Source organism: Collinsella sp. UBA1693, from assembly GCF_002320115.1.
GTDB classification, from domain to species: domain Bacteria; phylum Actinomycetota; class Coriobacteriia; order Coriobacteriales; family Coriobacteriaceae; genus Collinsella; species Collinsella tanakaei.
Genome location: NZ_DCJT01000012.1, coordinates 99,552 through 113,399, shown reverse-complemented (window position 1 = coordinate 113,399; position 13,848 = coordinate 99,552). Strand labels below are relative to the sequence as shown.

The 13,848-nt window shown below is 62.2% G+C and carries 8 protein-coding genes; 5 read left to right on the top strand and 3 right to left on the bottom strand.

Translation table 11 applies throughout. The features are described from left to right. Nucleotides 1–18: 18 nt before the first annotated feature. From B3H65_RS08840 to B3H65_RS08830, 3 genes are all read left to right on the top strand, one after another. Nucleotides 19–2,004 (top strand): DEAD/DEAH box helicase, encoded by a 1,986-nt coding sequence (locus B3H65_RS08840; protein ID WP_286684952.1) that lies wholly within the window; start codon nucleotides 19–21, stop codon nucleotides 2,002–2,004. A gap of 681 nt (nucleotides 2,005–2,685) precedes the next feature. Continuing rightward, a complete protein-coding gene (locus B3H65_RS08835) occupies nucleotides 2,686–2,907 on the top strand; it encodes a type II toxin-antitoxin system RelB/DinJ family antitoxin (RefSeq protein WP_286684951.1) in 222 nt (73 codons plus the stop codon). A 33-nt stretch (nucleotides 2,908–2,940) separates the two neighbouring features. Beyond that, nucleotides 2,941–4,068, top strand: coding sequence for a CPBP family intramembrane glutamic endopeptidase (locus tag B3H65_RS08830; RefSeq protein ID WP_286684950.1), 1,128 nt, complete (start codon nucleotides 2,941–2,943; stop codon nucleotides 4,066–4,068). Between the two features lie 150 nt (nucleotides 4,069–4,218). On the opposite strand, the gene B3H65_RS08825 is transcribed toward B3H65_RS08830, so the two are convergent. Together B3H65_RS08825 and B3H65_RS08820 are read right to left on the bottom strand one after the other, a co-directional pair. Further along, on the bottom strand, nucleotides 4,219–6,459 hold the full coding sequence (locus B3H65_RS08825; protein WP_286684949.1) for a YgiQ family radical SAM protein: 2,241 nt from the start codon (nucleotides 6,457–6,459) through the stop codon (nucleotides 4,219–4,221). A 205-nt stretch (nucleotides 6,460–6,664) separates the two neighbouring features. Next, on the bottom strand, nucleotides 6,665–7,318 hold the full coding sequence (locus B3H65_RS08820; protein WP_286684948.1) for an HAD family hydrolase: 654 nt from the start codon (nucleotides 7,316–7,318) through the stop codon (nucleotides 6,665–6,667). 723 nt (nucleotides 7,319–8,041) lie between these two features. Between B3H65_RS08820 and B3H65_RS08815 the strand changes: the two genes are divergently transcribed. Next, nucleotides 8,042–8,914, top strand: coding sequence for a hypothetical protein (locus B3H65_RS08815; protein WP_286684947.1), 873 nt, complete (start codon nucleotides 8,042–8,044; stop codon nucleotides 8,912–8,914). A 378-nt stretch (nucleotides 8,915–9,292) separates the two neighbouring features. Here B3H65_RS08815 and mgtA read toward each other — a convergent pair whose 3' ends face one another. Further along, nucleotides 9,293–12,046, bottom strand: a complete 2,754-nt coding sequence (mgtA, locus tag B3H65_RS08810; RefSeq protein ID WP_286684946.1) for a magnesium-translocating P-type ATPase — start codon at nucleotides 12,044–12,046, stop codon at nucleotides 9,293–9,295. 961 nt (nucleotides 12,047–13,007) lie between these two features. On the opposite strand from mgtA, the gene B3H65_RS08805 reads away from it, so the two are divergent. After that, nucleotides 13,008–13,706 carry a YoaK family protein gene (locus B3H65_RS08805; RefSeq protein WP_286684945.1) on the top strand — a complete coding sequence of 233 codons (699 nt, stop codon included), beginning with the start codon at nucleotides 13,008–13,010 and terminating at the stop codon, nucleotides 13,704–13,706. The last annotated feature ends 142 nt before the right edge of the window (nucleotides 13,707–13,848 follow it).

The following is a 13,848-nucleotide window of genomic DNA, read 5'->3' as shown; positions in this document are numbered from 1 at the left end:
CAGAATGGAAACAACTGCATGACTGCACAGAACAACGACGAGCTCGAGATGCTCGACACCGCTGCCGACGCCTCCTTCTCGTCCGAATCCGCGGACGCTGCCGATGAGCTCGCCCGTTTCGCCGACCTTGGCCTTTCCGATGAGGTCCTGGCCGCGGTGGAAGACCTTGGCTACGAGCACGCCACTCCCGTCCAGGCAATGGCGATTCCGCAGGTCCTGGCCGGCCGCGATATCCTTGCCGCCGCGCAGACCGGCACCGGCAAGACGGCCGCCTTCTTGCTGCCTACCATGAGCAAGCTGCCGCGTGTCAAGCGCGCTCGCGGCCGCGCGATGTCCGTGGGCTGCGGTCCCCGCATGCTCATCATCACGCCCACGCGCGAGCTCGCCCAGCAGATCGACGACGTCTGCAAAAAGGTCGCCGCCCGCACCCGTCATACCGCCGTCACCGTGGTGGGCGGCGTGTCATACAACCCCCAGAAGAGCGCCCTCAAGCGCGGGTGCGACATCCTGGTCGCCACGCCGGGCCGCCTGGTCGACCTCATCGACCAGGGCGCCTGCATGCTGGACGAGGTTCAGGTCCTGGTTTTGGACGAGGCCGACCGCATGCTCGACATGGGCTTTCTGCCCGCCGTCCGCAAGATCGTAAGCTATACGCCCGCCGATCGACAGACCCTGCTGTTCTCCGCGACCTTGGACGAGGCCGCCGTGGGCTCCATTACCGATCTGGTGAGCGATCCGGCGCGCGTCGAGATCGCCCCTGCCACCTCCACCGCCGAGACCGTCGAGCAGTACCTGCTGCCCGTCTCGCTTGAGGCGAAGAACGGGGTCCTGGCAGACCTGCTGCTTGCGCAGGGCACCGAGCGCGTCATCGTCTTCACCCGCACCAAGCGCCGCGCCGACACGTGCTGTCGCCGTCTGGCACGCGCCGGCATTTCCTGCGCCGCCATCCACGGCGACCGCAGCCAGGCCCAGCGCGAGCGGGCGCTCAAGGCGTTTCGCGCCGGCAAGTGCGACGTGCTGGTGGCGACCGATGTTCTCGCCCGCGGTATCGACGTTACCGACGTGCGCTACGTGGTTAACTTCGACGTGCCCGAGGAGCCCGTGGACTACATCCACCGCATCGGCCGCACCGGCCGCGCCGGCGAGGTTGGCTGGGCTGTCACCGTCGTGACCAGCCAGGATATCGATGAGTTCTTCGACATTGAGGCTCTGATGGGCAAGACCGCGGACCTTTACGATGCCGAGGGCCTCGAGTTGGGCGAGAACCCGCCCGCCGTCGATCCCGATCGCGTTCCGGCCGACAAGCCAGCTGGCAAGAAAGCCAAGAAGCGTCGCCGCGCCAAGGCGGAGGCGGGCTCCAAGCCCAAGGGCGAGGGGCGTGCCCCCCGTCGTCCGCGAAAGCAGCGCGATGAGCGCCCCGCAGGCGACACCGCTGAGGCTAAACCTCGTTCCAAGCGCTCTTTCGACGAAGACGCCAAGGCCGAGCGACAGCCTGCCGCTCGCGCTTCCAAGCTGACTCGCGAGGACGGTCCGCGCGACGAGGCTCTCGAGACCGCGCCCAAGCCGTCTCGACGCAAGCGCGCAGGAAAGACCCGCGTGCGCGCGCAGGAGGCTTCCGACTCTAAGCCGCGTCGCGACCGTGGCGGCCGCGGCGCCAATAGCGATCGCGCGGACCGCGGTTCTCGCGATGAACGCGGCGCGCGCGGGGAGCGCTTCGACCGCGCTCGCAGCGGCTCCTCTCGTTCGGACCGCCCCCGTTCCGACCGCTTTGACCGTCCTCGCGGCGAGGAAGTGCTGGCTACTTCGCGTAGCGCCCGCGATACCTGGCGCAACTACGATGAGCCCAGCGACCGCCGTGGACGCGGTTCTCGCGGCGGACGTGCCGGCGGGCGCGACAATCGCGGTAACTACGGTTCGCGCGGCGGCCATTCTGCGCCCCACGCAAACAATCGCGGCGGAAGCCGTCGCCCGGGAGACCGCGGCGGACGCTCCAGCCGCGCTTAATCGCCAGGGCGCAGCCAGATCTAACATAGCTTGTTCTCATTTCAAGGCGGGTCCTTTACTGGGCCCGCTTTTTTGCGCCCATTGGTTCGATATGCAATTGTAGTGTCGAAATCAATCGTTTTATGCAGCTGGTTTTCAGCCTTAAAAGTCGTACCGTTTCGGGATGGTCAATGAGGGCCGCGAGGCGGGTAGTGCTGGGCTCCGATAGGCCCAGAAGGCCTGCCGGTCTTTCTACGTGCGCTGCGTCATCTGTCTTCTAACAGACGTATATTAGAGTAATGTCGCCAAGAATAATTAGCGCTATATGGTGCTGCATAGCGTCAGGGCTCGCTGGGAGATCGTCGCGCTATAGAAGTCGCTAAATCGATCCTTTTGGTCCGTGCATAAGCCGGGGGATCCCCGCTTCGTGGCCCTCATTGACCAACCCAAGGCGGTACGACCTATTCCAAGGGTCTCCCGCCTCATCCACCGGCAATCTAAACCTCTCAGTTTCGCCTTCACTTTCGAATAGTCCCTCCCGTTCGTTGCGCTCTTAGCGAGCATCTGGTATATTCTTTCTCACGGGGTATAACTAAGTAATACTAAGTAATACCAACGCACCAGAATCACACCCGGCGCGCGCTTTTTGCCCAGCCGCTTGCGCGCGCAAACGTACTAGTGTCATATCTGTTAGGACTAACCATGGCAGAGCACATGACCCCGGTCGTCGCGAAGGTCTTGCCTGAAGAAAAGGCGGCCTTCGCGGCTGCGACCCAGCAAGTGGGGACAACTCCTTCAAACGCGATACGAATGTTCATCGCCGCCTTCAACAGGTGCGGCACATTTCCCTTCGACATCTCTCCCGCGGGCGTTCTCGGGGCGCCGCACGCCTCCGTGCAACCTTTGGCCTCAGATGGGGAATAACCCGTAAAGGCAATTTGTCCGACGGGAGCGCATATGACTCAAGATCTCAACAATGACCTTGGCGGGTCTGCCCCAACAAAGGAGCCCCCGCATCCGGCGCCGGTTTCGTTGGCCGAGGTTTCCGCAGAAGAGCATGCGAACTCGGAGGGAGAGGCCCCGCGCCCAACAGAAGAGGCCCCGCGCCCGGCGGGCGAGCCTCCGCTGCCAGCGTCTGCACCCTTATCGTTGCCAGCTCCCGTCGACCAGCCCCAGCGTTCGCATCGCTGGAGATGGGTGGCGTCGCTAGCGGGCGTGGTGGCGACCGACATGATGATCCAAATCGTCTTTTCCGCAGTCGGCATGCTGCTCATAGAGCTCGCGGCCCAGGCGGGCGTGCTGCCCCAAGCACAGGCGGCGGTGCTGATAGATAGCCTTACCCCAATAGTCGTCCTCACCCAGGTGGTGCGAATCGTGGCGATGTGGCCCTGGTGGCGCCACGTTGCGCGAAGTACCCTTGTTCCGTGCGCGGAAGCGCTTCCCCCGCTCAGGCGCCGTTTGGGATCCGTCGCCGGTTTGGCGCTGCTGGGAGTGGGCCTTCAATTCGTGTTGGGCGTGGCGCTCACGCTGATCTTGCCGCTGTTCCCAGATGTTATGGACGAGTACACCGAGCTCATGGATTCTGCCGGCGCCGGTTCAAGCGATTTCTCCCTGCTGAGCGTACTTTCGGTAACGGTGCTGGCGGCGGTGGGCGAGGAGATCGTGTGCCGCGGCGTCATGCTCGAGTACGCCTTGCGCGCCGTGAGCGGCTATCGTGGCCCCGCGTCCCATGCACCCATCAACGACCGCATGTTTTGGATCGCGAACGCCCTGCAAGCCGCCGCGTTCGGCCTGCTGCATCTCAACATCGTCCAAAGCACCTACGCGTTTTTGCTGGGCCTGGCAATGGGCTGGGTCTACTGGAAAACACGAGACCTTCGCTATCCCATGGTGCTCCATCTCTCCATCAACGCCGCGTCCTACATCATCGAGCCCATTTCTGCCGCGCTGCCGGATGTCGCGTTCATCGCTCTTCTGCTGGCCTGCCTCATCGCGGGGGCAAAGCTGTTCGCCATGGCGTGGGGTGCGCCCCGTCACCATGCGCCCGCCGGCGAGGAGCCGTCGCCCAATCCGCCCGCAGACTGACGAGCCGGCAATTGGAGCGAGCCATGACGCGCTCGCGCCCATGCCTCGGCCTTGTTCGCACCCGGTGCGACCGGCGTGTTTATACAATTCGCAATCAAAAAGGGAGAACCGCAACAAGTGGTTCTCCCTTTTATTCAAACGTGGTTCTTTCTATTGTTTGGACGATGAACCTTTGCCGTTGCGAGTGCCGCGTCCCTTGCCGCCCCCGCGACTCGCGCTCCTGCCATTGCCGCCGCCCCTGCCAGCGCCACGGCTACCGCTGGCGCGCCCGGCGCCGCTGCCGTGTCCGGCACCGCCGTTGCCGCTGCGACCGCCGCTGCCGCGCGAAGCGCCACCGATGCCGCTGCGACCGCCGGCGCCGCGAGAGGCGCCCTTGCCTCCTGCAAGCTCGCTCGCCTTGGGCGGATACGGCTTGATTAGGCACTTCTTGTCAAAGCCAATGAGGTCCTGGCGGCCGGCCTTCTCAAGCGCCTCGCGGACCAGCTTGTAGTTCTCGGGCTTGCGGTATTGGATCAGCGCGCGCTGCATGGCTTTCTCGTGCGGGTCGTGCGCCACGTAGATGGGCTTCATGGTGCGTGGGTCGACGCCGGTGTAGTACATGCAGGTGGACATGGTCGACGGGGTGGGGTAGAAGTCCTGCACCTGCTCGGGCATGTATCCCATGTCTCGCACCGCGCAGGCAAGCTCCACGGCTTCCCTCATGGTCGAGCCGGGGTGGCTGCTGATCAGGTACGGCACCACGTACTGTTCCAGCCCGTACTCGCGGTTGAGTGCGTCGAAGCGTCGACAAAACGCATCGTAAACCGACCTCGACGGCTTGCCCATGACCGAGAGCACCGCGTCGCTCACGTGCTCGGGCGCCAGGCGCAGCTGGCCGCTCACGTGGTGCTGCAGCAGCTCGCGCAAAAACTCGTCGCTGGCGTCGGCCATGGTGTAGTCAAAGCGGATGCCGCTTCGCACAAAGACCTTCTTCACGCCGGGCAGATGGCGAAGATCGCGAAGCAGCGCTGTGTAGCCGCTCTCGTCCACCACCATGTTATGGCACACCGTGGGCCAAAGGCAGCGACGGTTTTGGCATACGCCGTGCTTGAGCTGCTTGTCGCAAGCGGTGCGGAAGAAGTTCGCCGTGGGGCCGCCCACGTCGTTGATGTAGCCCTTGAACTCGGGGTCGCGCGTCAGCTCGCGCGCCTCGCGGACGATGCTGTCGTGGCTGCGGGTCTGCAGCACGCGCCCCTGGTGAAACGTCAGCGCGCAGAACGAGCACTCGCCAAAGCACCCGCGGTTGGACGATATGGAGAACTTTACCTCGGAAAACGCGGGCACGCCGCCCGCCGCGTCGTAGTCCGGATGCCAGTCGCGCGCGTAGGGCAGCTCGTAGACCTCGTCCATCTCTGCTTCCGTGAGGATGGTGGAAGGCGGGTTTTGCACCACGTACACCCCGTTGGGATAGGGTTCCACCAGGCGCTTTGCCGTGATGGGGTCCATGTTGCGGTATTGCACGTTGAAGCTGCGGGCATATGCCAGGCGGTCGGCTTCGAGCTCGTCCCAAGAGGGAAGTAGCTCGTAATCAAAGACCTGGCCGAGCGCTCCCTCGCTGGAGGTGCGGTAGACCGTGCCGTCCACGTAGGTGATCTGGTCCACGGGCAAGCCGGCGTCCAGGGCGTCGGCGATCTGCACCACCGCATGCTCGCCCATGCCGTAGATCAAAAGGTCCGCGCCGGAGTCGAGAAGGATGGAGCGCTTGAGTTTATCCGACCAGTAATCGTAGTGGGCCAGGCGGCGCAGGCTCGCCTCGATGCCTCCGATGATGAGGGGCGTGTTCTTGTAGGCGCGGCGGATCAGGTTGCCGTAGACCGCGACCGCGTGGTTGGGGCGCGCGCCCGCGACGCCGCCGGGGGTGTAGGCGTCCGTGTGCCGGCGGTGCTTAGTGACCGAGTAATGGTTGACCATGGAGTCCATGTTGCCGGCGGACACAAGAAAGCCCAGACGCGGCTCGCCCAGGACTTGGATGCTTGCGGGGTCGCGCCAGTCGGGTTGGCAGATGATGCCCACGCGGTAACCGTGCGCCTCGAGCACTCGGGTGATGATGGCCATGCCAAAGCTGGGGTGGTCCACATAGGCGTCTCCGCAGATGTAGACGAAGTCGCACTGATCCCAGCCGCGGGCCTCCATGTCCGCGCGGGTTACGGGTAGAAACTTCTCGCGGCCCGGGCGCCACGGGCGTGCGGCGCCGACGGTGCTTGTGTTGTTGGCGCCTGCGTTGACGTTTGCCTTCTTGGGCACGGGGCTCTTCGCGCGAGCCGCCTTCTTGGAGGACGAGGCCTTGCGGGGACGGCTTGCGCCTTCGCCATGCGATGGCTTGTGGGATGGGTTCTTGGTCTGCTTTGGCATGGAGCTCGCTTTCCTTGCAGGTTGAATGCTACAAGGATACGACAGCTGCGACGCCGCTTGCGCCGCATGGGCGTCTCGCGCAAAACGGATACAGGCGGCGAGGGTTGGGGCATGATGGGACGCCCGGCTCCCGCGGCCCTGAAGATGGGGCTGCCAGCGCTTGGCGGGGTTGCTTGCTTTTTTTGGCAGGGTGCTCGCGATGCGGTTAGTCCGTGAGCTGAAGGTCGATCGCGCCGGGAAGCTCCGTCAACGACGGAAGCACCGCGGTGCAAAGACCTTCGATCTCCGGCGTGGGGGCGTTGTAGTCCGGAACCATGAAAACGGTCATGCCCGCCGCCGTTGCAGCGCGGATGCCATTGAAGGAGTCTTCCACGGCGCCGCATTCGTGCGCGGGGACATCCAGGCGCTCTGCAGAGGTGAGGTAGACGTCTGGGGCTGGCTTGGGATGCGCGATGTCCTCGTGGAAAACGGTCGCATCGAAAGCGGAGCTCAGGCCAAAGTGGTCAAGGCAGAACAGCGCGCGGTCGCGTTCACTGGAGGTTGCCAGGGCGCACTTGAGTCCGCGCTGGTGCACGGCATCGATGGCCTCTCGCGCTCCGGGCTTGAGTTCCAGCTGGTCAATCCAGGTGTCGCTGTAAATCTTGTTGCGTCGCGCGAAGAGGTGGTCGGTAAGCGCGGGATCGCCAAACTCATCGTCGATCATGGTGTGGGCGGTTTTCATGGAGAGGCCCACGAATGCGTGCAAGATGCGCTCGGGAATCTCGATGCCCAGGTCCGCCGCGGCGGCGCGCCAGGAGGCCTGGCTTACGCGCTCGGTATCGATGAGGGTTCCGTCCATGTCGAAGATGATGGCCTGCATGTCCGTCCTTTCGGGGTGGCGCGCGTTGTGCGCTATGTGCTTTCTGCAGCATAGTAGCAGGCTGAGCCACCGCGGGCCCACTAAGCACGGCGGCCCTCCGCGCGAGTTGCGCGGGTTTTGCCGATCAGGGCGATTTTGAAAGGCAAGGTTCTTACGGATAATCGCATCTATTTTGAAAACTGAATTGTATACAAGAAACATATCAATTAATAACCAGCTGTTTTACGTTCGTAATTGCTGGGCTACTCGAGGAAAACCGAAATCGATGCGATTATCCGCGAGAACCGTGTTGACGTGAATTCTCGAGTTTTTCGTTTTCGGTTTACATGGTCCAAAGGGGTGACTCTCAGTAGCCGTTGTTCACAAGTATCTCTTGGGATATGCGCCCTTTCTTACAAATTGCTTGCTCCAATCTATCGATGGATATGTGAATAGCAGCAGGTAGATACCGTTAAACGATGGACAATGCCCGCTTGCCGTCCGTATGGTCCTGCCCGTTTAATACAGATTAGGGTTTTGGATATGGGGGTGTTGGGAATGGAGAAGATACTTTGTGACATATCGGCGTTGAAGCTCTATCGCGTCCCACCGCGATACCTTTACATGATGCCGAACCTACCCGACTTCGATACACCGTTTGGTCGCAGCGAGATGCGCGGAAGCCCAACGGTGTCGGAGATTTTTGGCCTGCCAATCCATGCGCTAGACACCAGGAGGAGCCTTTTGCACTCTACGTTGGTCAAGCCGCACCGATGGGACGGGCCGCTGCCCACGGGCTCGATTCTCGAGAGCCCGCATGATGTTTCCGTGACCTCGCCACTGCTTACGCTGCTCATGCTGACATATCGCTTCTCGCCAATCAAGCTCGCAATGCTGCTCTATGAGTTCGTAGGGAAGTTTACGTTCTTTACCCCCACGCAGGTGCTTGAGGAAGCGTGCAGGGGTCTGCCGCCCGCGCCCGAGTGGGAGTTTGATGGTGGATGGAAGATGGTTCGTGATGCCAAGGGAAATCCAAGCGGGCTTTGGCAGAGGCCGCCTTTGCTGACCATGGATCAAGTGCATGAGTTTATCGATAGGGGGAAGGGTGTTCGCGGGAGAAAGAAGCTCGCTCAAGCGATGCGCTACGTGACGGGAGTGACTCGAAGCCCGTTTGAAGCCTGTGCCTCTATGCTGCTTTGCGCGCCGCGCCGCCTTGGCGGGCGCGGCTTCAGTGGCGTGCAAAACAACTTCAGGATCGATTTAAGCGAGGACGCACGCACGATATGCGGCCTTTCGTATGCGGAGGGTGACCTCACTTGGCTTGCGACTGCTCGTCGTCCTACGACGATAGTCGAGTGTCAGGGAGGAATGACCCATAGCGGAGCGGAGGTTTCTGAGAGCGATGATGACCGGGCTCTAGCATTGGAGAATATGGGGAACGACGTGCTGCGAATCACCTATAAGCAGATAAGCGACGAGGAGAAGTTTGATCTGTTTGCATCGCATTTGGGATCAAAGCTTGGCATTCGCCAGAATCCGCCTAGTAGCAGGATGGCGGATGCTGAAAAGGTGCTAAGGCAGACAATATTGACCGATTGGTCGGTGCTGGACGGTTGACGAGGCGCGCGATCCGCTTCGGAGGTGCGTCTTTGCGCGGCCGCCGCTGCTTTCAGGGTGTCTGGACTTTTTGGAGACTCGTGACTGAATGATTGTCGGATTCGCATATGGTTCTTACGGATAATTGCATTCATTTTGAAAAGCGCTTTCTATACAAGAACTGTAGCAATTCAATACCAGCGGTTTTAAGCTCGGAATTGCTGGGCTACTCGAAGGAAATCGAAATTGATGCGATTATCCGTGAGAACCGCTCTCGCATGGTTGGACGAGCGGCTGCTAAACGGTTGGATCCACGCAAGAAAGGCCCCTTTCAAGGAGAAAGGGGCCTGATGGATGGGATACGCGGACGTCGAATGCGGGGGTCTGGCTGTCCGGCGGCTACAGCAGCGTTCCGTAACGGCGTACGTACAGGGCCTTGACCGCGCCGCAGAGCAGCAGGTAGAGCGCCATGCACGCAAAGAGCAGCCCAAAGAAGGGCAGCGGCAGCGGGCTCAGGCCAAGTGCCGCCCCCAGGCCGGGCACGTAGGGAAGCGCGGTCACCACGGCGACGCCGGCGAGCGTGAGCACGGTGAGCGAGGCCGCGGGACGGCTGCCCGCAAAGGGGACGTGCTCGGTGCGCAGCATGTGAAGCACAAAGGTCTGGGTCCACATGGACTCGACAAACCAACCGCTCTGGAACACCGCGGCGAACAGGGCGATCTGCGCGGGATCGGTTAGCTGCGCGAAGGGCGCTCCCACCACCATGGGGCAGATGACGAAGAACATCGCGGCGTAGGTGAGGATGTCGAAGACGGAGCTGGTGGGGCCCAGCCAAAGCATGAACGAGACAATGGACTTGGCGTCCCAGGTTTTGGGCTCGCGCAGGAACTCCTCGTCAACGTTGTCCCAGGGGATCGCGGTGCAGGAGACGGTGTAGGCTACTCCCAAAAGCAGCAGTTGCAGGGCGGTCATGGGCAAAAACGGCAGGAAAGCGCTGGCGACCAGCACGGAGAATACGTTGCCAAAGTTGGAGCTCGCGGTGGTCTTGATGTACTTGATGGTGTTGCCGTAGGTGCGGCGTCCCTCCATGATGCCGCGTCCCAGGACCATGAGGTCCTTCTTCAGCAAGATGATGTCGGCGGACTCCTTGGCGATGTCCACGGCGGTGTCCACGGAGATGCCGCAGTCGCTGGCGCGCATGGCCGCGGCGTCGTTGATGCCGTCCCCCATAAAGCCCACGGTATGCCCGCCTTGCTCGCGCAGCACGCTTACCACACGCTGCTTCTGCAGGGGAGAGAGCTTGGCGAACAGCTGGCATCCCTCGGCGCGGGCCGCGAGCTCTTCGTCGGTGAGGCCGTCTACCTCGCTGCCCAGCAGCATGCCGGAGGGGTCGATGCCCACCTTACGGCACACCGCCGCCGCGACGCCCTCGTTGTCGCCGGTAAGGACCTTGACGCCTACGCCGTATTCGGACAGGCGCGCGACGGCTGCAGCGGCGCTCTCCTTGGGCGGATCGAGAAACGCAAGGTAGCCTATGAGCACCATGTCACTTTCATCAGCGGTCGAGAAGGAACCGACGGGGCGGGGATTGGTCTTCTGCGCCACGGCGACCACGCGCATGCCGTCGTCGTTGAAGCCGCGGACGCGCTCGAGCACGCGATCGCGCAGATTGTCGGTGAGCGGGCGCACCTGCCCGTCGTACTCCACGCAGGTGCAGATGCCCAGCACCTCTTCTACGGCGCCCTTGGTGATCAGCTGGGTCTTGCCGCTGCGGTCGGCGACGACAACGCTCATCAGGCGGCGCTCGAAGTCGAAGGGGATCTCGTCCACCTTGGTGTAGCGCTCGCTCATGCCCGCTTGCGCAGGATCGGCCGCTGCCAGCTCATCCATCTTCTCGATCACGGCGACGTCGATAAGGTTCTTCAGTCCCGTCTGGAAGAAGCTGTTGAGATAGGCGTGGCGCAGTACGCGGTCGTCATCGCGGCCGTGGACGTCCATGTGGCGCTCCAGGATAACCTTGTCCTGGGTGAGGGTGCCGGTCTTGTCGGTGCACAGCACGTCCATGGCGCCCAGGTTCTGGATGGCGTTGATGTTCTTAACGATCACGTCCTGGCGCGACATGTTGGTGGCGCCGCGGGCCAGGCAGGTGGTCACTATGACGGGCAGCATCTGCGGGGTGATGCCCACCGCGATGGAGATGGAGAACAGCAGCGCATCCAGCCAGTCACCCTTGGTAATGCCGTTCACCACAAAGACGATGGGGCACATGATCAGCATGAACGCCACCAGTACGCGCGACACCGCCGCCACGCCGACGTCGAAGCTGGTGCGCGTGGGTTTGACCTCCAGGGCGCGGGCGACTTTGCCCAGATAGGTGTGCTTGCCGGTGCACAGCACCACGGCGGTAGCCGATCCGCTCTGCACGGTGGTGCCGGAGAACGCGATGTTGGTGCAGTCGTCGATGGCGATCGAGGTCCCGCGGCCGTGGTATTCGATCTCGACGGGTTCGGCCGTCTTCTCCACGGGCTCGCTCTCGCCGGTGAGCGCCGCTTGGGTCACAAACAGATCCTTGGCTGTGATGATGCGCACATCGGCCGGGATCATGTCGCCGGCGGAGAGTTTCACGATGTCGCCAGGCACCACGTCTTCCATGGGGATCTCGCGCCCGGCGTCCCCGCCGCGGATCACGCAGCAGGTGGTGGTCACCATGTTCTTGAGGGCGCTGGCGGCGCTCTCGCTCTTGGACTCCTGCGTGTAGCGAAGAACGCCGGAGATCAGCACCATGATGCCGATGATGATGGCGGTGGAGGGGTCGGCCTCGCCGGGTGCCGCCATGACCACGTTGGTGTAGACGGAGACCGCCGCCAGTGCTGCCAGGATCAGCGTGAACGGGCTCACAAAAGCAGCGGCGGCGCGCTTGAACTTGGGCTCGTGGCGCTCTTCCTCCACCACGTTCTTTCCGTAGACGCCGGTGAGGTCGCGGGCAAGCTCGGGGTCCAGGCCGGCCTCGCCGGTATCGAGCTGGCCAAAGACATCGCCGGGACGGTGGGTTGCCGCAAAGACCACCAGGCGGTCGAGTTCGCTGGTCTGAACGTTCTTCTGCTGGCGGCGCAGCTGGTGGAGCTGATGAATCGTGCGGGTCAACTTGGACATATCGCACCTCCTAATCCTCGCGCCAACGTCGGTTTGCCCCGTGTCGAGCGGGGCGGCGCATTGGCGCACGTGATGGTCGCAGCGCTGGGGCTGCCTGGTAGTTGGGCTTGACTCCGTAGCCGGCCGACACCGTGCCACAAACGGCGGACGGGCGGCGTAACGGATGCTCGGTGCGCCGCATCTCGCGGACGCACGCGTACCCTACGGATTTAGTTGGTGGATGCTATCAGCACATCGATTGCGTTACAGTGTCTCGAATTCGGCGCGCTTCGATTAAGGCGTTTTTGGACGAGGAGCCTTCGAACAGGAATTATTAGCTTGGCGGTCCTTTGGGCAAAGCTTCTTTGGACGAGGAATCCTTATTGCGGTCTCGCTTTAACGCGGCCTCACCTTAAGCGCACGCGTTGGAGGCATGCCATGCGCGCAATCGATAGCCGGCATCGCCGGATCTACTACTGGGAACGTCCATGGCTGCACCTCCTTGTGCTTGGGCCGAGGCCTCTTGAATAACTTACTGGCAGTATAGGTATGAACCTGTACTTGTCAACGGTATTATCTCTAACATCCGTCGCTTTTCTTTGACAACACGGTTTCGACACGCCATATACAGGTCGTCGACACGCTTTGCCCAAACTCTCTTTACCGGGGCCTTACAAATGGGCCTTTCGATGGGTCGCCGGAATCGCGCATGCACCTTGTCTAGACGCTAGCGGGCTAAAGCTACGCGCGCGAAGGATGAGCCGGGGCATGCCGTGGGCGTCGCTGGGGGACATGTCTGGCTATGCGTTGGGCGTGCGCCGGGCATGTGCGCCATTTTAGGAGAACAGACGTTAACAAATCTTGTCCCTCTCTTAGACGCGTGCGCATGGGGTAGTATGGTGCGGTACAACAACGGCGGCGCCGTCCCGCACGACGCCACAATGGCGGCGCCCCGCGCGGCGTCACAAAGGAAGCGAAGGTAATGGAGCGAGCACGGCAGATATCCGAGTCCATCGAGCTCGGCATCGTCCTCTCCCTGGTGGGCGGCTTCATGGACGTGTACTCCTACATGGGTCGCGACCAGGTCTTCGCCAACGCTCAGACCGGCAACATCCTGCTGTTCGGCGTGCATCTGTCGCAGGGCAACCTCGACCTGTCCATACGCTACCTGCTTCCCGTGGTGTCTTTCGCGCTGGGCATCATGCTGGCGGATATGATCCACGCGCGTCTGGGCAGCGTGCTGCACTGGCGCCAGGTCTCCATCTTCATAGAGGCGCTGATCCTTTTGGGCGTGGCGTTCATGGGGCCCAATCTCAACCTGCTGGCAAACAGCCTCACCTCGTTCGCGTGCGGCATGCAGGTGGAATCGTTCCGCAAAATACATGGACGAGGAATCGCCACCACCATGTGCATAGGCAACCTGCGCAGCGCTCTTCAAAATGTGGACGATTATATCCTCAACCATGAGCGCGGCTTCCTTGTCAACGCGCTGCTCTACGCCGGCGTCATCGCCTGCTTTGTACTGGGCGCGGTGTTGGGCAACTGGTCGCTCGAGCGCTGGGGCCTGCAGTCCATTGCCATCTGCACGCTGCTGTTGTTTGTAGCGTTTAGCATGATGTTCATCGACCGCGAGCACCCCGGCAGCCACGCCCACGGCCACCGCGATCACAGCAAGCGCTAACCGCTGCCAAGAGCAGTTCAGCGCCCAGCAGGCTACGTTCACGGGATTCACGCCCCGTGAACTAATTTAAGGTGCCGCAGAGATATAGAATGCAAAACGTTGGCGGGACCACAGCGCGCCCAGTCGTCGCAAGCCCACAGCT